Genomic DNA, 19,680 nt, shown 5'->3' with positions numbered 1-19,680 from the left:
GGCGTCAGGCGGCCAGCACGGCGGGATGGCGCCGCTGGTACAGGGCCGCGAAATAGACGTCCTCCAAATCACCCGGCACCGCCTCGAACCCGGGGCCGGGCTCGCCGTCGGCCAGGACGTGCAGCACGCTGCGCCCGCCCACCAGTCGCGTGGCGATGACCTGGTGGGATTGGCGGTAGGCCTCAACCTCCGCCTTGGCCACCACCTTGCGCCAGACGCGGCCGCGCATGCCCTCGATCAGGGCGGTGGGTTCGCCCTGCGCCACGATCTGCCCGCCCTCGATGATGGCCATGCGCGGGCACAGATCGGCCACGTCATCGACGATGTGGGTGGACAGGATGACCACCACGTTCTCCCCGATTTCCGACAGCAGGCCATGGAAACGGTTGCGCTCCTCCGGATCCAGGCCGGCGGTGGGCTCGTCAACGATGATCAGGCGCGGGTCGCCCAGCAGCGCCTGGGCGATGCCGAAGCGCTGGCGCATGCCGCCGGAAAAGCCGGACAGGGCCTTCTTGCGCACATCGTACAGGTTGGTCTGCTGCAGCAGGGCGGTGACCTGCTCCCGCCGTTCCGCCTTGTCCGCCAGACCCTTCAACACGGCCAGGTGGTCCAGCATGTCCTCGGCCGAAACGCGGGGATAGACGCCGAATTCCTGGGGCAGGTAGCCCAGCGCCTGGCGCAGGCGCTGCGGCTCCGCCAGCACGTCGACCCCGTCGAAGGTGACGCGGCCGCTGGTCGGCTGCTGCAGGGTGGCGACGATGCGCATCAGCGTGGATTTGCCGGCGCCGTTGGGCCCCAGCAGGCCGAACATCCCCCGCGGAATGTCCAGGGTCAGGCCGCGCAGCGCCTGTACACCGTTGGCATAGGTGTGCGTCAGACCGTCGATCTGCAGCATGGTTTCTGAATCCCCCGCGTTCATCCCTGAAAATCAGGGCGTTAGCGTCCATGGTATTGCAGGGGCGTCGCAAATCAATGCCATTATGGGTCGATGGCGGGGAGCCAATTTCAGCTGGCGCTTGTGCGTCACCTTGGCTCAGGCGCCTGTTGCCAGGTCGCCGACCAATGGTGGGGCGGGCGTCGGCGATGCTGTGGCCTTACGCCGTGTCCGCTTGCGCCGGGGCTTGGGCGGCGCCTCAGATGACGATATCTCGGGCGGCGCTACCACTTCCAGCGCTGCCAAGGGCGGCGGGTCAGCCATCTCCTCGACAAGCACTTCCCCCGACGGCGCCGGTTCCGGCATGTCCGCCGGCGCGGCCGTCTCTTCGGCCGCGGCCGTGCCGGGCGCTTCCGCCTTGGGCTGGTGGGCCTGCATCCAGGTGTAGATGATGGCCATCAACACGAAGGCGGTGGCCAGCAGGCCGCCGGCCAGCATGTGCACGGTGTCGCCCCGGCGCAGCAGGCTGAGGCCAAATAGGATACCGGCGGCGCATTGCGCGGGCACCAGCAGGCGGGCCCCCAGGCGGCGCCAAGGATAGACGCGGGCACGGGCCAAGGCGGTCTGGTAGATGCCGCGTGCCATTCGCCCGACACGGCGCGGACGGTGCGCCAGCCAGTGCCGGGCCGATGCGGTCGCCGGCCGCAGACGGGCGTGGAACCGGCGCAGCAACGCCAGACCGGCCACGCTCCAGGTGCGACCCAGGCGCAGGACGGCGCGTCCGGACCGGCCAGACCCCGCCCTGCCTGCCGTGCTGACCCGCCAAACCAGTCGGCCCGCCCCATCCAGGCCCTTGGCCAGCCTTTCCAGTACGCCCCAGCCTATGGCGGCCAGGTAGGGGGCCAAGCGGGCGGCCAGACGCGACGGGGCGCCCGGGCCCTTTCGGGGCGGCGGACCCAACCGGGCCGGGGCGGCGGCCTGCCGCTCCATCACCCGTAGGGTGCGGGCCAAGCGCCAGGTCAGGCGGCTCGCCTGGTGGTCCAGGACATAGCCCGCCCGCACGGCCAGGGCGATCCAGGCGCGGCGCAGGCGGGCGGACGCGCCGGTGCCGTGCTGGTCCCGCATGTGGCGCGCGGCATTGTCCAGCGCACGGTCGCGCCAGTGGCGCAAGGTGCCGGCGGCGGCCTGCGGGCCGGTCAGGGTCAGGAACAGGGACAGGCGCTGCCCCCAGGCGCGGGCGCGTCCGAACAGGGCGGCACCCGCACGGTGCCGAAGGGCGCCCAGCCACATCAGGGCCAAGGTCCAGGCGATGGTCCCCCGCCGGCCCAGGCTGGCGCGGACGCGGTAAAGGCAACGGGCCACGGGACCGGCCGGCGGATGTGCCGAAACCGCTACCCCAGTTATGGACGCATCGACCGTTTGCGCGATCGCGGCCCCTTGATCCCTGCCGTCCCCCGACATGGCGCCCCTGCCTATCTCCGGGATGGCGCCGCCCCCGGTGACCACCCGAGGACACAGTCTGGCACGTTCGCGGCAGCCCGCAAGATGCCGCACCTATGCCGTTCGGACGGGCAATGCCGTCGCGCGTGGCGCCCCTTGAGTCCTATGGACAGGCGGGGGTCAGAGCGCCAGGCCGAAGGCCAGGCGCAGGCCCTCATGCAACTGCACGCCATAGCCGCCCAGCACGGCCAGCCGCTCGATCAGCACCAGGATCAGGGCGGAGAACAGCACCAGCCGCAGGGTCGCGCGCAGGCGCCGTTCCGGCTTCACCTTGGTCCACACCCGCAACAGGGCGGCCAGGAAACCCAGGCCCAGCAGAACCGCCGACACCCGCAGGCCCACGACCACGCCCAGCGTGCCGAACAGGGCGACCAGCGCCGCCATGCCCACCAGCACCAGGCGCAGGATCATGCCCCGGCCCCCGTTAACTTGAAAGGGCATCAGCGGGCGACCTTCACCAGGGCGTGGTTCTTCTTGCCGGACGACAGCTTGATGATGTCGCCGTCGGTGATGTCGGCGGCGGTGATCTTGGCCTGCTCATCGGCGATACGGATGTCGTTGACCTTGGCGCCGCCGCCCTTGATCAGGCGCCGGGCCTCGCCGTTGCTGCCCGCCAGGCCGGAACGCAGCAACAGGGCATAGGCGGGGATGCCCTCTTCCAGTTCCGCCAGGCCCACGTCGATGCTGGGCAGGCCCTCGGATGTCGCACCCTGCTCGAACGTCTGGCGGGCGGTCTCGGCGGCGGCGGCCCCGGCCTCCTCCCCGCGCATCAGGGCGGTGACGGCGTTGGCCAGGATCTTCTTGGCCTCGTTGATCTCGGCCCCCTGCAGGGCCTCCAGCCGCGCGATCTCATCCAGCGGCAGCTCGGTGAACAGCCGCAGGAAACGGCCAACGTCCGCGTCTTCGGTGTTGCGCCAATACTGCCAGAAGTCCCAGTCGCTCAGACGCTCGGCGTTCAGCCAGACGGCGCCGTTGGCGGTCTTGCCCATCTTGGCACCGGACGCCGTGGTCAGCAGCGGGGCGGTCAGGCCGAACAATGCCGCCTGCGACACGCGCCGGCCCAGCTCCACGCCGTTGACGATGTTGCCCCACTGATCCGACCCGCCGCACTGCAGCTGGCAGCCATAGCGGCGGTTCAGTTCCACGAAGTCGTAGGCCTGCAGGATCATGTAGTTGAATTCCAGGAAGGTCAGCGGCTGTTCCCGGTCCAGCCGCGTCTTCACGGAATCAAAGGTCAGCATGCGGTTGATGGTGAAGTGCCGGCCCACGTCGCGCAGGAAGGGGATGTAGGCCAGTTCATCCAGCCAGTCGGCGTTGTTGGCCAGGATGGCGCCGTTGGGGCCGTCGTTGAAATCCAGCAGCCGGTCCATGGGCTTGCGGATGCCCAGGATGTTCTGGGCGATGGCGTCGTTGGTCAGCAGCTGGCGGGATTCGTCCTTGCCCGAGGGATCGCCGATCTTGGTGGTGCCGCCGCCCATCAGCGCGATGGGCCGGTTCCCCGTCCGCTGCAGCCAGCGCAGGATCATGATCTGCACCAGGCTGCCCACGTGCAGGCTGTCCGCCGTCGCGTCGAAGCCGATATAGCCCGTCACCGGCCCGGCCAGGAAGGCGGCGTCCAGCGCCTCCATATCGGTGCACTGGTGGAAGAACCCGCGCTCCGTCATGACGCGCAGGAACTCGGACTTGGGGGCGTAGGGGGACGCGCTGCTCATGGATGAACTCTGCCAGCTGGGAAACGTCTGTCGAAAAGGAAGACGTCTGTTATCACATCCCCCATTCCTATAAAACGCCGGCCCGTAAAGCCAGCCGGGTTCTTCGTCGGGAATGGGTGCCGGCAACGCGTGTGTCGGCGTCGTGCCCTTGGTCAGGCCGCCCGGCTGCCCTCCAGCCGGCGCAGCGCCTCCGTGTCGCGCCGGGGCGGGGCGCCGAACATGCGGGCGTATTCGCGGCTGAACTGCGACGGGCTTTCATATCCGACCTGGAAGGCCGCGTCCTCGACGTTGGCCGCACCCGAGACCATCAGGCGCCGCGCCTCCAGCAGGCGCAGCCGCTTTTGGTACTGCAGCGGCGTCATGGAGGTCAGGGCCTTGAAATGCCGGTGGAAGGCCGAGGGACTCAGCTGGGCCACGGCCGCCAGCTCATTAACCCGGATGGCATCGGTGTAGCGCGCCCGTAGCATGTGGATGGCGTTGATGACACGCTGGGTGTGGTTCTGGGCCAGGGTCATGCGCGCGACCTCCGCACCGTGCGGGCCGCTCAGCAGCCAGTAGCAGATCTCGCGCATGATGGTGGGATACAGCACCGGAATGGCCTGGGGCCGGTCCAGCAGGCGCACGGCGCGCAGGGCACAGTCGGCCAGGGGGCCGTCGAAATCGGTGACGAAGACGCCGGGCCCCGTGGCGTCGCTGACGGGCAGGGGGGTGTCCAGCCCCTCCCACACCTCACGCAGGATGCCCAGGTCCAGCTGGATGACGATGCCCAGGTAGGGCTTGTCCGGACTGGCCTCGCTGACTTGGCCGGAGGCCGGCATCTCCACATTGACCATCAGGGCCTGTCCGGCGCGGTAGTGGTAGCGCCGGTCGCCGAAGGCCGTCCATTTGGCGCCCTGAACCACCAGGCACAGGGCGGGCTTGTGGATGATGTGCGATGGCGGCTTCTGCTGGTTGGTGCGCATGACGATGAAGCCGTCGATGGCGGTGAGATAGGGGCTGGCTCCGCTTTGCGCGTCCGTGTAGCGGGTCACCGCCTCAACCAGGGCGTCCAACATGTCCCATACTCTCGCTTGGGGGGCCGTTGCGTCAGGAAGTGGGAAGCCGAGCAGGATCAGGCAAGAACCAGCAGGGTTCCGGCATTCAAGCGAAACGGGCCGGCGCCTATCCTCCAGGTCAACACCTATTCGCGAGGAGATGAGTGATGAGCCTGGAAAATTCAGTGATGTCAAAGGGCAAGGTGGCGATCGTGACGGGCGGTAGCCGCGGCCTGGGGCGCAGCACCGTTCTGGCCCTGGCCCGCGACGGCATGGACGTGATCTTCACCTACCGCGCCAATGGGGCTGAGGCGGACAAGGTGGTGGCGGCGGTCGAAGGGCTGGGCGCCAAGGCGGCGGCCCTGCGGCTGGACACCGGTGCGTCCGCCACCTTCGGCGGCTTCGTGGACCAGGTGCGGACCGTGCTGGCGGGTTGGGGCGTGGAGCGCTTCGATTTCCTGGTGAACAACGCCGGCACCTCGCACCACAACGCCATCGCCACGACGACGGAAGCGGAGTTGGACGCCCTCTACAACGTGCATTTCAAGGGCGTGTTCTTCCTGACCCAGGCGCTGTTGCCCCTGATGAACGATGGCGGCCGCATCGTGAACGTTTCCACCGGCCTGACCCGCGTCTGCGTCCCCGGCAGCGCCGCCTATGCCGCCATGAAGGGGGCGGTCGAGGTTCTGACGCGCTATCTGGCCAAGGAATTGGGTGAGCGCCGCATCGCCGCCAACACGGTCGCCCCCGGCGCGGTCATGACCGATTTCAGCGGCGGCATCGTCCGCGACAATCCCGAGGTCAACAAGCGGGTGTCTGACATGACCGCCCTGGGCCGTCCCGGTGTGCCCGAGGACATCGGTCCCATGATCGCCGGCTTGCTGACCGAGGCAAACCGCTGGGTCAACGGCCAGCGCATCGAGGTGTCGGGCGGCATGGTGCTGTGAAGTGGGTGGCCTCAGTCGCCGGCCATGGGCACGCGTGCCTCTTCGGCTATGGCCTGGTTCAGGCGATCGATCAGGGCGCTGGCGGTTGACTGGGTGCACATGACGCGGCCCGGCTGGCTGGGGCCGGCGTCGGGTGCGGGTATGGTCCGCAGGTCCGCCGGGGAGATATGCCGGTCCGCCAGCATGCGGTCCAACGCCAGGCGGTTGATAAGGGCGAAGTCGATGCGGCCCTTGGCCACCATGGCCACCAGGGTGCTCTGGCCGCCGCGCACCCGTTCGCGGTTGGGGGCGTCGGGCGCGGGGGCTGCCGCTGGTTGGCCAGGGGGCGCAGGCTGGACGTAGCGTTCGTCCGCCCAGGACCCGTCGGAAAAGCCGAAGACCAGGTCCGGGCGGGTCAGCAGGTCCGCCGGCGTCGGGTTGGTGCCGATGCGCGGGTCGCTCGCCCGGACCAGCAGCACCCAATCCGGTGCCGGCCCCAACGGATCGGTGAATTTGAAACGGCGGGCCCGGTCGGGCGTCAGCGCCCAGTTCAGGGTGCACAGGGGCTGGCGGCCGGCGTCCAGGTCGTTCAACAGCCGCCGCCGGGTCCACGGCTCCTGCCACACCAGGGTCAGGCCGGCGCGGGCCGCCACCCGGTTCATGGTGTTGACCAGAGGGCCATAGGGCTGCTGCGTCTCGCGGTTCCAGTTCAGCACGGGCGGCTGCTCCGCGAAGACCATCACCAGCGTTGGGTTGGGTGGGGGCGCGTCATCGATGACCGCGCGCGCCACCGGCGCATAGCCTAGCGCGGCGCTGCATGACAAAAGGACCACCGCCCGGAAAACCGCCATCGGGGCGCGTCGTCCGGGCCGGGTGCATATGCGGGGAAAGTCCGGGCCGGCCTTATTCGGCGGCAAGCGTCTTGCCCAGGTTGCTGTCCAGGTAAGTGCCCACGATCTCGTTCAACGCGTCGGAGCGGTCGTTGAAGAAGTGGTTGGCGCCCTCGACCTTTTTGAAGTCGATCTTGATGTCGCGCTGGTTGGACAGCTTGTTGACCAGCTTGGCCACCGCCGCGTCCGGCACCAGCTCGTCCTTGTCGCCGTGGACGATCAGACCGGAGGAGGGGCAGGGCGCCAGGAAGCTGAAGTCGAACATGTTGGCGGGCGGGGCCACCGACACGAAGCCGTCGATCTCCGGCCGGCGCATCAGCAGCTGCATGCCGATCCAGGCGCCGAAGGAGAAGCCGCCGATCCAGCAGGCCGTGGCGTTGGGATTGTAGGTCTGCAGCCAATCCAGCGCCGACGCGGCGTCCGACAGCTCGCCCTCGCCCCGGTCATAGGTACCCTGGCTGCGGCCGACGCCGCGGAAGTTGAAGCGCAGGCAAGAGAAGCCGCGTTGCGCGAAGGCGTGGAACAGGGTGTAGACCACCTTGTTGTTCATGGTCCCGCCGTACTGCGGGTGCGGATGCAGCAGCAGGGCGATGGGGGCGTTGGTCGACTTGCCGTGAAGGTAGCGCCCCTCGATCCGGCCGGCCGGTCCATTGATGATGACTTCAGGCATCGTGCTCCGTTTCCGCTGCTGTATGGGACGTGGTACCCGTACCGTTGGAACCCGCACGGGGGGAAAACAGCCACATCAAGGCCCGTGGCGCTGGCATCGCTTGACCCCGCAGGCACGCGATCTTATATCGCAAGGCTGGGCCTCCTGGAGCGATGTGCGGACGCATCGGACAATCTGACCCCCCGTTTCTCGGGACGGCCAGGCTGCAATGATGGCAGACGACCATTCCGGGCGCGATTTATACCACAGCGAGCGCATCGGTGTTCAAGCGTCTTCAAGAAGAGATCGAGGGTATTAAAGCCCGAGACCCGGCGGCGCGCTCCACCCTAGAGGTGCTGCTGTGCTATCCGGGCCTACATGCTGTGCTGTTGTACCGCTTGGCCAACCACTGCTGGCGTAACGGCTGGCCGACGCTGGGCCGATTCATTTCGCACCTGGCCCGCATGGGCACCGGCATCGAAATCCACCCCGGCGCCACCATAGGCGAGGGATTCTTCATCGACCATGGCATGGGCGTGGTGATCGGCGAGACGGCGGAGATCGGCCGCAATGTCCATCTCTATCACGCAGTCACCCTGGGCGGCACCTCGCTCAGCAAGGGTAAGCGCCATCCCACCGTGGGCGACAACGTTATCATCGGCGCAGGCGCCAAGATCCTGGGCGCCATAACCATAGGGTCGGGGGCGCGCATCGGCGCCAACGCGGTGGTGGTGGCCGACGTCGCGGCGGGCGCCACCATGGTCGGCATCCCGGCCCGCGCCGTCACGGCCAAGGCCAAGACGGAAAAGGACCAGTTCCTGGCCTACGGCACGCCCTGCAACAACCTGCCCGATCCTGTGGCCCGCGCCCTGCAGGCGCTGACCGACCAGGTCAGCACCCTCAGCCGCCGCATCGAGGAGCTGGAGCAGGCGGCCCCCATCGTCCCCTTGGTCACCCCCGAGATGATCACCCCCCAGCTGGTTCGGGCCGGCATCGGGGATGAGGAGTGCGGCAAACCTGGCCGCCCACCCTGCTGAGCGGCCCGACCGTCCCTTCCAACCGGTTCACCCTGATGCCGTCGACCTATCTCGACCATAACGGCACCTGCCCGCCCCGGCCCGAGGCTGTCGCGGCCATGGTGGCGGCGCTGTCCCTGCCGGGCAACCCGTCCTCCGTCCATGCCCAGGGGCGTGAGGCGCGGCGGCGGGTGGAGGTGGCGCGCCGCCAGTTGGCGGCATTGTTGAACCTGCCCCCCGCCATCCTGATCTTCACCGGCAGCGGGACCGAAGCCAACGCCCTGGCGCTGGCCAGCGCCGGCGACCGCCCCGTCATCACCAGCGCCATCGAGCACGCCAGCGTGCTGGAGGCGACTCCGGGTGCCGCCCGCTGCCCGGTCACCCCGGATGGCGTGGTCGATTTGCGCGCGCTGGACATGATGCTGGGGGATGCCGGCCGCCCGGCCTTCCTGTCGCTCATGGCGGTGAACAACGAGACCGGCGTCATCCAGCCGGTGGCCGAGGTGGCGACCCTGGCGCGGCGGCACGGCGCCCTGTTCCATTGCGACGCCAGCCAGGCGGTGGGCCGCTTGGCCTGGGACTGGGCCGCCCTCGCGCCCGACTACCTGACCGTTTCCGCCCACAAGATCGGCGGGCCCCAGGGGGTGGGCGCCCTGGCCGTGCGCGACGGCGCCCCCCTGGTCCCCATCCTGCGCGGCGGCGGACAAGAGCGGCGGCGACGGGCGGGGACGGAGAACGTGGCCGGCATCGTCGGCTTCGGCGCGGCGGCGGCGGCCTGCGACGCCGGCGCCTTCAACCGGCTGGCGGCCCTGCGCGACGGGCTGGAGGCCCGCTTGCGGGCCGCCGCCCCGGACCTGGTGGTGGCCGGCGCCGCCGCGGACCGCGTGGCCAACACCAGCTGCCTGGTCACCCCCGGGTGGCGGGGCGAGACGCAGGTGATGGCGCTGGATCTGGCCGGCTATGCCGTCAGCAGCGGCTCCGCCTGCTCCAGCGGCAAGGTCGCGGCCTCCCACGTGCTGGCGGCCATGGGGATGGGCCCGGATCTGGCCGGTTGCGCCATCCGCGTCAGCCTGGGCTGGTCGACCACCGAGGATGAGGTGCAGCACTTCGCCGATGCATGGGTCGCCCTATATGGCCGCCGCGTGCCGTCGCCGGCGGCACAGCAGGCGCACCTATCGCCACAGGATAGGCAGTCTGTCGTTTCCCAGACGGCGCGGCAGCAGTAGGGTTGCGCCCCGGCTGGCTTAAGAAGGCCAGGCTAGGGTATGACTCCCCGGGGCGGGGTGAAGCAGGGGTAGGCGGGCGCATGGCCGAGGGTAGTGGTGGGAACAAAGCCCCGCAGAACGGGGCGGGACAGGGTGTCTCCGGCGTGGTGCCGGGCGGCATGGGGGATTGCTGGGCCTGTGGCAAGCCGGTCTCCGGCCGGGCGCTGTTCTGCCACAACTGCGGCTCCATCCAGCCGCCGGCCGACCTGGACGCGTTCGCGCGCCTGAACCTGGAACGCCGCTTCGATGTCGAGCGCGCGGTGCTGGACCGCCAGCGCGCCGGCTTCACCCGCATTCTGGATCCGGAACGGCTGAAGTCGCGCGGGCCCCAGGAACGCGCCTTGGCCGACCGGCACCGCCAGGCGGTGGAACAGGCCTACACCACCCTGCGCGATCCCGCGGCCCGCGCCCGCTATCTCCTGGATCTGGTGCGCCCGGACGGCGACCTGCCGGGCACGCCGGGCAAGGGGCCGGAGGATGCCGACATGGCCGATCTGGCGGCCCAGGTGGCGGAACTGCACGCCGCCAACCCGGTGGATGAGGAGGAGCTGGAGCAGGCGACCCTGGGCGTCATCGGCGCCATCGCCGGCACCCTGGTGGACCTGTCCGCCGCCTTCCACAACGACAACCTGGCCGCCGTGCCGGCACTGGCCGAGCGCCTGGCCCTGTGCCAGCAGTTGGGTGAGGCGCTGGGCGCCGTGACGCCGCCTGACGTGGATTGATTCCCGGCCTATCGATCCCCAATCCTTGATCATCCCCCGCCCTCGGGCGCTATGTTTGGCAATGGGCGGCGCCTGGACCGCCCGGCAGGCACCGGGTGCGGGGCATGGACAAGACTTACACCAGCGTTTCCTCCTTTGACGGCGGCGACCGGCGGCCGGGCCCTGCGGGGCCGCTCGACCGTCTGCGACGCCTGATCGCGCCGGAACGCGGTGACCGGGAGGATACGCAGCTGGCCGTGGCCTTGTGCTTCGTCGCCGGCATGACCAATGCCGGGGGGTTCCTGGCGGTGGGGCAGTACACCTCGCACATGTCAGGGGTGGTGTCGGGTCTTGCCGACAATTTGGTGCTGGGCGCCACGGATCTGGTTCTGATGGGGCTGAGCGCCTTGGGCGCCTTCCTGGCCGGCGCCGCCTGTTCCGCCATCCTGATCAACTGGGGCCGGCGCCGGGCCAACACCAGCCAGTACGCCTTGCCCCTGTCGCTGGAGGCCGCCCTGCTGCTGCTTTTCGGCGCGATGGGCATGCTGCGCCCCGCGGTTCCCTATTTCCTGAACGTGGCCGTGCCGCTGCTGTGCTTCATCATGGGTCTGCAGAACGCCATCATCACCAAGATATCCCGCGCCCGTATCCGCACCACCCATTTGACGGGGATGGTGACGGATATCGGGATCGAATTGGGCAAGATGCTCTATTGGAACCGCCGGACGGCGGACGCCGTCATTGCCGCCGGCCAGGACGCCACGCGCGTCCACGCCGACTTGGCCAAGCTGCGCCTGCTGGCCAGCCTGGTCGGCTCATTCTTCATCGGTGGGGTACTGGGCGCCCTGGGCTTCAAGGTCATCGGCTTTTCCGTGACGGTGCCCTTGGCCCTGCTGCTCCTCCTGCTGGCCATCGTGCCGCTGATCGATGACTTGCGGCGCGCCCCCGCCCGGCGCTGACGGCTCAGGGCGCGCCCACCCCCGGCATCACCCGCACCTCGAGCGCCGACGGGTAGTCGGGGCTGCGGTAGACGCGCTCGCGCGCGGCCTTGAAGTCCTCCGGCTTGGCGTTCGGGATATCGACGAAGGTTTGCGGGTTGCGGTCCGTCAGCGGGAACCAGCTGCTCTGGATCTGCACCATGATGCGATGGCCGCGGCGGAAGGTGTGGTTGACGTCGGCCAGGGCGTAGCGGATGGGCGTCACCTGGTCCGGCACCATGGGTTCCGGCTTCTCGAAGCTGTTGCGGAACTTGCCCCGCAGCGGGTCGCCGCGCACCAGCTGCTGGTATCCGCCCAGATCGACCGACGGCGGCGGCACGTCGGCCTTGGGGTCGGTCGCCCCCTCCGCCCCACCGGCCTGGCCGGGCGGCAGGTTCTGCGGATAGACGTCGATCAGCTTCACCACCCAGTCGCTGTCGGTGCCGGAGGTGGAGACGAACAGCTTGGGCGACACCGGCCCGACGATGGTGACGTCGTTCTCCAGCGGGGCGGTCTGGTAGACCAGCACGTCGGGCCGGGTGGTGGCGAAGCGCTGGTCGGCCACCATGTACTCCTTGGGCACGTCGGTGGTGACGTAGCCGACATAGGGCACCGGGTGGGCCGGGTCGCTGACGTATTCGTCGAATTTGGTCCCGTTCTTGGCCGCCGCCGGCGCCGTCCAGGCCAGGCCGCCGCCGGGCTGCAGGTACAGGGTGCGGGTCTGCGCCTGCTTGGGCGGCCAGGACGCGTACTGGCGCCAGACGTTGGTGCCCGTCTCGAACACCGTGGCCCTGGCCAGCTTGGCATCCGGCGCACCCTTCAGATGCTGTTCGAAAAAGGGGAAGAGGATGTTCTTGCGGTAATAATCGCCGGTGTCTGAGGCGAAGTCGACCGCGCCCAGCTTGCGGCCGTAGGACCGGGCCCAGCCGCCGTGCACCCACGGGCCTATCACCAGGTTGTTGGGCGTGCCGGGGTTCTGCGTCTCGATGGCGTTGTAGGTGGTGAAGGGGCCGTGCAAATCCTCCGCATCGAACCAGCCGCCCACGGTCAGCACGGCGGCCTTGATGTTCTTCAGGTGCGGGGCGATGGCGCGCGGCTTCCAGTAGTCGTCGTAGGTGGGGTGGTCCACCATTTCGCGCCAGTTGATCCCGTCCTCCTTGCTGAACAGGTCGCTGATCTGCGCCAGGCTGCCCTTCCTCAGGTAGAAGTCATAGCCGTCGGTGGTGCCGAAATCATAATCCGACCAGCCGCGCGGTTCCGTGGTCGGGTTCTTCTGCGGCTTGAACGCGGCGTAGAAGCTGAAGTTGGCCGCCAGCATGTAGGCGCCGCCGTGATAGGCGTCGTCGCCCATGTACAGATCGGTCACCGGCGCTTGGGGCGAGGCCGCCTTGATGGCCGGATGGCTGTCGATGATGCTGGCCGAGGTGAAGAAGCCCGGGTAGCTGATGCCCCAGATGCCGACCTTGCCGTTGTTGCCCGGCACGTTCTTCAGCAGCCAGTCCACGCTGTCGTGCATGTCGCTGCTGTCGTCGGTGTCCGTCTTGGACTTCTTGACGTCGATGTGCGGGCGCATTTCCACCCAGCTGGCGCCGGACATGAAACGGCCGCGCACATCCTGGAAGACGAAGATGTAGCCGGACTTGTCGAAGTCCGGCGACGGGCCCAGCTGCTTGGGATAGGCCTCGCTTCCGTACCACAGCTCCCTACCCACCCGGGCGCCGACACCATAGGGCGTGCGCACCATCAGGAAGGGATAGGTCTTGGACTGGTCCTTGGGCACGTAGACGACCGTGAACAGCTCCACGCCGTCGCGCATCGGAACGCGGTACTCGTACTTTGTGTAGTGTTCCGGCACGCTGTAGGGCTTGTCCTGCCCCTGTTGCGCCGCCCCCTGGGCCGCCCCTTGGGCCAGGGCCACCGGTGCCGCCATGGGCCCCGCCAGCGTCAACGCCAAACCCAAGGCGGCCACCGCGCGCGCCGCGCCCTTGCCCATCGTCATGCCATTCCCCATCCAGCCAAGTCCCATTGCGGGCGGTCAAGCGCCCGAACCGTTTGGCCGTCAAGCTAAGCCATTACGGATCCTGGCGGAAGCGGGGATTGGGATGGGGTCAGGAACAGCCGTCCGCCGTCTTCGGCGCCTCGCTGTCGGCGGGGCGGGGGATGTGCAGCTCGGTTGCCAGCGCGGCGTCGCTGCTGCAATAGGGCTTCTTGGTCTGCCAGCTGCGGATGCGGCGGAAGGTGTCGGGGGTGGTGCCCACGGGGTCGTCGTCCTGGGCGTTGGCGGTCAGCTGATAGACGGCGATGGTGGTGGGGGCCGGGTCGGTGACGGAGTCACCCATCTTGCGGGTGGCGATCAGCAGCAAGGTCTGCGGCTTGCCCTCCACCGTGCCATGGGCGAAGACGACGGAGCGCAAGGCGTCCTCCCCGGTGTGCGGGCTGTCGCGTACAATTTCCGCCACGCCGGGTGGCGTCTCCGCCTCCACCGACACCAGGTTCCAGCCGTGGCGATCGCCGCCGGCTGGTTTCATCATCACCATGTAGGTGGCGTGGCCCCAGGCGTTGCCGTTATCGCGCCAGGCGCGGATGACGATGGCCGTTCGCCCGTCGGGGGCGAAGTTGTCCAGGGTGTTGACGCCATACTCAAGGGCGATGGGATTTAGGTTGATGATGCCCTGGGGACCATCGTCCGGCGCCGCTTTTGTGCCCTGGGGCTTGGCCGCGACGGCGGGCTGGGCCATCAGGGCGAGGGCCAGGAACGATGGCAACAGCCAGCGAAGGGGCAGCATGGGACGGGCCTTGTCTGTCATGGGCGGCGATTCCCGACCTTCATACAGCGCCGTCCGTGTCGGTTCCATGACGCGCCCGGCCGCAGGCGCACCGTTGGCGGCCGGCATGCGTGACGCCATCTTTACAAGTGGGCCGCCGCCCTCTACCAAAGCAGGCTGATCCGGGCGGCGTCTGGGGCGCCCGCCGGTGATGACCCATTTATTGGCCAACCCTTATCAGAGTGATCCAGATCCCATGCCCAAGATGACGTTCGTTGAGACCGATGGAACCCGCCGCGAGGTGGACGCGCCGCTGGGCCTGTCGATCCTGGAGGTCGCGCGTCGGCACAACATCGATCTGGAAGGCGCCTGCGAGGGCTCGCTGGCTTGCTCCACCTGCCACGTCGTCGTGGCGCCGGAATGGTACGACCTGCTGCCGGATGCCAAGGAAGATGAGGAGGACATGCTGGACCTGGCGTTCGGCCTGACCAAGACCTCGCGCCTAGGCTGCCAGATCCGCATCTCCGAAGAGCTGGACGGCCTGGTCGTGCAGCTGCCGGGCGCCAAGTGATGCCGACGGCATGAGGTTCTCCTCATGCCGTTGTAGCCCGCGACCGCGGGCGCCGGAGCGAGCACCGAAGGGCGGAGCGAGGAAGCCAAGCCCGCGGATGCGGGCGCCCGGCGTCTGAGGGCGTGCAAACACACAGGCCGGCCTTGCGGGAATGACCGCCAGGCCGCGCTTGCGCTTTGGCGCATCTTGGCCCATATGCGGGCCCATGAATTCCCTAGGCTTCGATAAGGCGCCGGCCGACACCCGCGTGGTGGTCGCCATGTCCGGCGGGGTGGACAGCTCGGTCACCGCGGCCCTCCTGAAGGAGGAGGGCTACGACGTGGTGGGCGTCACTCTGCAGCTGTACGACCATGGCATGGCCGTAGGGCGCAAGGGCGCCTGCTGCGCCGGTCAGGACATCTACGACGCCTCCCGCGTGGCTGAGACCATCGGCATCCCCCATTATGTCCTGGATTATGAATCCCGCTTCTCCGACGCGGTGATGCAGGATTTCGCCGACAGCTACCTGCGCGGTGAGACGCCGATCCCCTGCGTGCGCTGCAACCAGCGGGTCAAGTTCCGCGACCTGCTGGACCAGGCCCGCGATCTGGGGGCGGAGGCACTGGCCACCGGGCATTACGTGCGCCGGGTGCAGGGCGCCGACGGGGCGGAACTGCACCGCGCCGCCGATCCGGCCAAGGACCAGAGCTATTTCCTGTTCGCCACCACCCAGGCGCAGCTGGACTTCCTGCGCTTTCCCTTGGGCGGCATGCCCAAGACGGAAACCCGGGCGCTGGCCGACCGCTACAACCTGCCGGTGGCCGACAAGCCGGACAGCCAGGACATCTGCTTCGTCCCCAACGGCTCCTACGCCGCCGTGGTGAACCGCCTGCGTCCCGGCGCCGTCACGCCGGGCGACATCGTCCATGTCGATGGCCGTGTGCTGGGCCGGCATGACGGCGTCATCAACTACACCGTGGGTCAGCGCAAAGGCTTAGGGCTGGGCGGCAACGCCACCCTGGCGGTGGAGCCCGGCGGCGACACCGACCCGCTGTACGTCGTGCGCGTGGATGCCGCCAGCGCCCAGGTGGTTGTGGGCCCGCGCGCGGCGCTGGCCAGGACCCGCGTGACCGTGCGCGAGGTCAACTGGCTGGGCGGCGCCACCCCAGCCGACGGCGTGCCCGTGACGGTCAAGTTGCGCTCCGCCCAGCCGGCCCTGGCGGCCCGCCTGTTCCTGGATAGCCAGGGGGCGGCCACCGTTGACCTGAACCAGCCCCAATTCGGCGTCGCCCCCGGCCAGGCCGCCGTCTTCTACCAGGGCGACCGCGTGCTAGGCGGCGGTTGGATCGTGGGAGCCGCGTAAATTTTTAGTCATGAGAGAGTCGGGTGAAAGGAATTTATGCTCGCGTTAATGCCATATTTGGCATATAAGGAAATTGGGTTAAGTCCGGCGGGAAAACGGAAAACGAAAGCCGGAACATTGGGAGGTGAGGCCATGTCAAGTTCGGGAGTCATTCCCTATGAAAGACATAAGGGATGTGCGTTGGATTTCCTCAAGCCTTAAGGAAATTCTGAAATTTCCAGAAGAAGTTCGTCAGAAAATTGGTTATGCCATCTATCAAGCGCAGCTTGGTACGAAGCATTCTGACGCTAAACCTATGAAGGGGTTTGGTGATTCTCAAGTTCTGGAAATAGTGGATGATCACAATGGGAACACATACCGGTGCGTTTATACCGTCCGTTTCCCAGGCTCGATATATGTCTTGCACGCCTTTCAGAAGAAGTCTAAAGGCGGTATTGCTACTCCGCTAGTAAATATAGATTTAATCCGAATGCGGCTCAAGGCTGCAGAAGAGGATTGCAGCTGAGGCCAATAGGAGAAGCAGGGTGGATGAAGTCATTCAGGGAAGCGGCAATGTCTTTTCAGACTTGAGCCTGCCCGATGCTGACATTCTGCTAGTGAAGGCGGAAATATTGTCGCGTATAAGCGATATGATCGAGGTGCGGAAGCTAACACAAGCGCAGGCGGCGCAGATTCTTGGCATTGACCAGCCTAAAGTTTCTGCATTGGTGCGGGGAAAGCTATCGGGTTTTACTCTGGATCGGCTACTGCGCTTTTTAAATAATTTGGACGTCGACGTGGAAATTCGCCTGACGCCCGCCAAGGATAAGGCGCACACCATCGTTGCCGCCTGACGGGGCATGGTCATGGAAGCCGGCCGCCCCAGCCGCACCGCGCTCGCCGTCGCCGCGTTACGGGCGGCGCATCAGGTGATGGATGCGCCCGTCATTTTCGCCGACCCGGTGGCCTTGCCCATCCTGGGGCCGGACGCCGAGGCGCGCATCCGGGCGGATGAGGCGCGGTTGCACACGCCCCCCGCCCGCTTTCTGCGCGCGGCCCTGGTGGCGCGCAGCCGCTTCGCCGAGGATAGGCTGGCGATGGCCGTGGCCGCCGGCGTGGACCAGTACGTGGTGCTGGGCGCCGGGCTCGATACCTTTGCCTATCGCAACCTCCATCCCGGCGTTCGGGTGTTCGAGGTCGATCACCCGGCGACCCAGGCATGGAAGCGCTCGATGCTGGAGGCGGCGGGCATCGTCCCGTCCGCCGGCGTGGCCTATGCCGCCATCGATTTCGAACGCGACACCCTGACGGACGGCCTCACCCGCACCGGGTTCGACTGGAACCGGCCCGCCTTCTTCGCCTGGCTGGGCGTCACCGTCTATCTGACGCGGGACGCCATTCTGGATACCTTGCGCCGTGTGGCGACCCTCTCCACCGGCAGCGCCATTGTCTTCGACTACAGCCTGCCGCCGGACACCCTGAGCGAGAAACAGCGCGCCGCCTTTCAGGCCATAGCCGACCGCGCGGCGGCGGAGGGCGAGCCGTGGCGGAGCTTCTTCACCCCCGATGCGCTGGGGGCCGAGCTGCGCCGTATGGGCTACGGCGCGGTGGAGGATGTGGGCGCGGCGGAGTTGAACCCCCGCTATTTCGCGGGCCGCGCCGATGGCTTGGTCCTGGGCGGCATCAGCCGCCTGGTGCACGCGGCCGTTACCGAGCCGTCACCAACATCACATGGATTGTAGCACTGACGTTCCATACACTCCCTGGTAAGCGGGTGACGTGGGGGTGGACGATGCGGGGATGGATGGGCCGCCTGGCCCTGATGGGCTGGGCATGCATGGGCTGGATGTGCGCGGGATGGGCGGCGGCGGTGGCGGCCTCTTCGGCCGGAACGGCGGTGCCGGGTTGGCCTGTGCTGGAGCATCATGTCGCTGACTCCCTGGGACGCGACATCACCTACTATCTATCCATACCCCAGGGGCGGCCGCGGCCGTTGGCCGTCATCATCCAAGGGTCCGGCTGCGCCACGCTGTTCCATGATACGGACGGCCGCAGGAGCACCCGCTTCTTCGCCCTGGGTGCCGCCCTCAAGGATGGCCGCTTTGCCGTGCTGGCGGTGGATAAGCCTTATGCCGGCCTGCCCGAGGGGGCGAAGGGCACAGGGGCGGAAGGCTGCGATGCCCGTTTCAACCAAGACTTCACGGCGGAGCGCTGGCTGGCCGCCCTGCAGGCGGCGCTGGCCGACGCGCGGGGACAGCCGGGGGTGGACGCGGCCCGCACCCTGGCTTTCGGCCATTCCGAGGGGGCGGTGATGGCGGCCCTGCTGGCGGGGCACGACGCCACCATCACCGATGTCGCGGCCTTCGGCGCCGGCGGGCCCACGCAACTGTTCGACATCATCGCCTTCGCCTACCTGGGCGGCGGTTGGGCCCATGTCGGGCGTGACGGGCTGGACGGGTTGGCGGACCAGGTGCGGGCCATCAACGCCGACCCCGACAACGCCACCACCTTCGTCTGGGGCCATCCTTATCGGCGGTGGAGTTCCTTCCTGCGCGTCTCGGCCACGGAGGAACTGCGGCGGTCCAAGGCGCGGGTCTACTTGGCCGGCGGGACGGAGGACCAGGCCACACCCCTGCTGTCACTGGAACTGACGGCCGCCACGCTGCTCGCCGACGGACGCGACGTAACCCTGCGGCGCATTCCCGGCGCCGACCACAGCCTGGCGACCACGCCCGGCAGCACGGCGGAGACGGGGGCGGAATACGCGCGCGCCTTCGCCTGGTTCTGGAAAACGGATCCGCTTAGGCCGGAGGGCAAGGCCCCCTAGCCGGACGGTGCACGCATAAGGGGGTATCGCCAGCGGTTTTGCCCGCGCGTAGTCTGGCCCCACCACATTCGGCATGCGGAACAAGGGCTTGCCGACACCTTGGGGAGGATGAGGATGCTGCGTACCGTCGCGATCACGTGCCTGGCGGCTCTGGCCCTGGTCGGGTGCTCCATGCCCACGCCGGTGTCCAACGTCTCGGCGGAGGATCTGGCGGGCACGGGCTGGGAACTGCAGCACTGGCAGCAGCGCAACGGCGGCGCCTATCCCCTCATGCCCGGCGGCAACGGCGGGCCCATCAGCATACGCTTCAGCCGCGATGGGGCGGCCAACATCCTGTCGGGCAGCGCCGGCTGCAACCGCTATCGCGGTGGCTATACCCTGGGCGGGGGATACCTACAGGTGTTGCCGGCCGCCACCACCCGCATGGCCTGCCTGTCGCCGGAACGTGCCAAGCTGGAGCAGGACTACCTGAACGTCCTGGCCAACGCCACCACCCTGACCCGCGCCCGTGATCCCGGCCGCGACCTGGACACCCTGACGCTGGCCAGCAGCGAGGGGGACGAGTTGCTGTTCGTACGTGTCCTGAGTGGGGAAGTGCCGGAACCGGGGACGGTTGGCAACACCGTGGGCCAGTAAGCTATCGCGATGTTCA

Annotated in this window: 20 protein-coding genes and 1 pseudogene; 12 read left to right on the top strand and 9 right to left on the bottom strand. The window is 68.1% G+C overall.

Going from position 1 to position 19,680, the window contains the following annotated elements; all coding sequences use genetic code 11:
* Positions 1-4: 4 nt before the first annotated feature.
* From FBZ88_RS11340 to FBZ88_RS11320, 5 genes are all read right to left on the bottom strand, one after another.
* Positions 5-895, bottom strand: a complete 891-nt coding sequence (locus FBZ88_RS11340) for an ABC transporter ATP-binding protein (RefSeq protein WP_145616930.1) — start codon at positions 893-895, stop codon at positions 5-7.
* Positions 896-1,033: 138 nt separating this feature from the next.
* Positions 1,034-2,236: a hypothetical protein gene (locus FBZ88_RS11335; RefSeq protein ID WP_145616928.1), complete on the bottom strand. Its 1,203-nt coding sequence runs from the start codon at positions 2,234-2,236 to the stop codon at positions 1,034-1,036.
* Between the two features lie 258 nt (positions 2,237-2,494).
* The gene (locus FBZ88_RS31315; RefSeq protein ID WP_145608709.1) at positions 2,495-2,785 is read right to left on the bottom strand and encodes a hypothetical protein; all 291 of its coding nucleotides are present in this window, start codon (positions 2,783-2,785) and stop codon (positions 2,495-2,497) included.
* Between the two features lie 29 nt (positions 2,786-2,814).
* A complete protein-coding gene (tyrS, locus tag FBZ88_RS11325; protein WP_145616925.1) occupies positions 2,815-4,086 on the bottom strand; it encodes a tyrosine--tRNA ligase in 1,272 nt (423 codons plus the stop codon).
* Positions 4,087-4,238: 152 nt separating this feature from the next.
* Positions 4,239-5,141, bottom strand: coding sequence for an AraC family transcriptional regulator (locus tag FBZ88_RS11320; RefSeq protein WP_145616923.1), 903 nt, complete (start codon positions 5,139-5,141; stop codon positions 4,239-4,241).
* A 167-nt stretch (positions 5,142-5,308) separates the two neighbouring features.
* Between FBZ88_RS11320 and FBZ88_RS11315 the strand changes: the two genes are divergently transcribed.
* Positions 5,309-6,067, top strand: coding sequence for an SDR family NAD(P)-dependent oxidoreductase (locus FBZ88_RS11315; RefSeq protein ID WP_211102613.1), 759 nt, complete (start codon positions 5,309-5,311; stop codon positions 6,065-6,067).
* Between the two features lie 11 nt (positions 6,068-6,078).
* Here the strand turns inward: FBZ88_RS11315 and FBZ88_RS11310 are convergent, their stop codons facing one another.
* Positions 6,079-6,897: a substrate-binding periplasmic protein gene (locus FBZ88_RS11310; RefSeq protein WP_145616922.1), complete on the bottom strand. Its 819-nt coding sequence runs from the start codon at positions 6,895-6,897 to the stop codon at positions 6,079-6,081.
* A gap of 52 nt (positions 6,898-6,949) precedes the next feature.
* Positions 6,950-7,606: an alpha/beta hydrolase gene (locus FBZ88_RS11305; RefSeq protein ID WP_145616920.1), complete on the bottom strand. Its 657-nt coding sequence runs from the start codon at positions 7,604-7,606 to the stop codon at positions 6,950-6,952.
* Between the two features lie 260 nt (positions 7,607-7,866).
* On the opposite strand from FBZ88_RS11305, the gene cysE reads away from it, so the two are divergent.
* The 4 genes and pseudogenes from cysE to FBZ88_RS11285 form a co-directional block, all read left to right on the top strand.
* Positions 7,867-8,622, top strand: a complete 756-nt coding sequence (gene cysE, locus FBZ88_RS11300; protein WP_145616918.1) for a serine O-acetyltransferase — start codon at positions 7,867-7,869, stop codon at positions 8,620-8,622.
* Positions 8,592-9,827, top strand: a complete 1,236-nt coding sequence (locus FBZ88_RS11295) for a cysteine desulfurase family protein (RefSeq protein WP_246138613.1) — start codon at positions 8,592-8,594, stop codon at positions 9,825-9,827. Before cysE ends, FBZ88_RS11295 begins: the two co-directional genes overlap by 31 nt.
* An 80-nt stretch (positions 9,828-9,907) precedes the next feature.
* Complete coding sequence (locus FBZ88_RS11290) at positions 9,908-10,588, top strand: hypothetical protein (protein WP_145616916.1); 681 nt, start codon at positions 9,908-9,910, stop codon at positions 10,586-10,588.
* A gap of 182 nt (positions 10,589-10,770) precedes the next feature.
* Positions 10,771-11,505 (top strand): annotated as a pseudogene (locus tag FBZ88_RS11285) (YoaK family protein); the annotation flags it as partial.
* A gap of 25 nt (positions 11,506-11,530) precedes the next feature.
* Here FBZ88_RS11285 and FBZ88_RS11280 read toward each other — a convergent pair.
* Together FBZ88_RS11280 and FBZ88_RS11275 are read right to left on the bottom strand one after the other, a co-directional pair.
* Complete coding sequence (locus FBZ88_RS11280; RefSeq protein ID WP_246138612.1) at positions 11,531-13,543, bottom strand: CocE/NonD family hydrolase; 2,013 nt, start codon at positions 13,541-13,543, stop codon at positions 11,531-11,533.
* 109 nt (positions 13,544-13,652) lie between these two features.
* Positions 13,653-14,351 (bottom strand): hypothetical protein, encoded by a 699-nt coding sequence (locus FBZ88_RS11275; protein ID WP_145616912.1) that lies wholly within the window; start codon positions 14,349-14,351, stop codon positions 13,653-13,655.
* 214 nt (positions 14,352-14,565) lie between these two features.
* Between FBZ88_RS11275 and FBZ88_RS11270 the strand changes: the two genes are divergently transcribed.
* From FBZ88_RS11270 to FBZ88_RS11240, 7 genes are all read left to right on the top strand, one after another.
* A complete protein-coding gene (locus tag FBZ88_RS11270) occupies positions 14,566-14,880 on the top strand; it encodes a ferredoxin family 2Fe-2S iron-sulfur cluster binding protein (RefSeq protein ID WP_040848268.1) in 315 nt (104 codons plus the stop codon).
* A 205-nt stretch (positions 14,881-15,085) separates the two neighbouring features.
* Positions 15,086-16,222, top strand: coding sequence for a tRNA 2-thiouridine(34) synthase MnmA (gene mnmA / locus FBZ88_RS11265; RefSeq protein WP_145616910.1), 1,137 nt, complete (start codon positions 15,086-15,088; stop codon positions 16,220-16,222).
* 157 nt (positions 16,223-16,379) lie between these two features.
* A complete protein-coding gene (locus FBZ88_RS11260) occupies positions 16,380-16,727 on the top strand; it encodes a type II toxin-antitoxin system RelE/ParE family toxin (RefSeq protein ID WP_145616908.1) in 348 nt (115 codons plus the stop codon).
* 19 nt (positions 16,728-16,746) lie between these two features.
* The gene (locus FBZ88_RS11255; RefSeq protein WP_145616906.1) at positions 16,747-17,055 is read left to right on the top strand and encodes a helix-turn-helix domain-containing protein; all 309 of its coding nucleotides are present in this window, start codon (positions 16,747-16,749) and stop codon (positions 17,053-17,055) included.
* A gap of 12 nt (positions 17,056-17,067) precedes the next feature.
* Positions 17,068-17,943 (top strand): class I SAM-dependent methyltransferase, encoded by an 876-nt coding sequence (locus FBZ88_RS11250; protein ID WP_145616903.1) that lies wholly within the window; start codon positions 17,068-17,070, stop codon positions 17,941-17,943.
* Between the two features lie 50 nt (positions 17,944-17,993).
* Positions 17,994-19,028 carry an alpha/beta hydrolase family protein gene (locus tag FBZ88_RS11245; RefSeq protein WP_145616901.1) on the top strand — a complete coding sequence of 345 codons (1,035 nt, stop codon included), beginning with the start codon at positions 17,994-17,996 and terminating at the stop codon, positions 19,026-19,028.
* Positions 19,029-19,142: 114 nt separating this feature from the next.
* Positions 19,143-19,664, top strand: coding sequence for an META domain-containing protein (locus FBZ88_RS11240; RefSeq protein WP_186464336.1), 522 nt, complete (start codon positions 19,143-19,145; stop codon positions 19,662-19,664).
* Positions 19,665-19,680: the final 16 nt, after the last annotated feature.

It is taken from the genome of Nitrospirillum bahiense, from assembly GCF_007828025.1.
Taxonomy (GTDB): domain Bacteria; phylum Pseudomonadota; class Alphaproteobacteria; order Azospirillales; family Azospirillaceae; genus Nitrospirillum; species Nitrospirillum amazonense.
The sequence above is the reverse complement of the archived record's forward strand: the minus strand, read 5'-3'. Positions and strand labels throughout refer to the sequence as shown.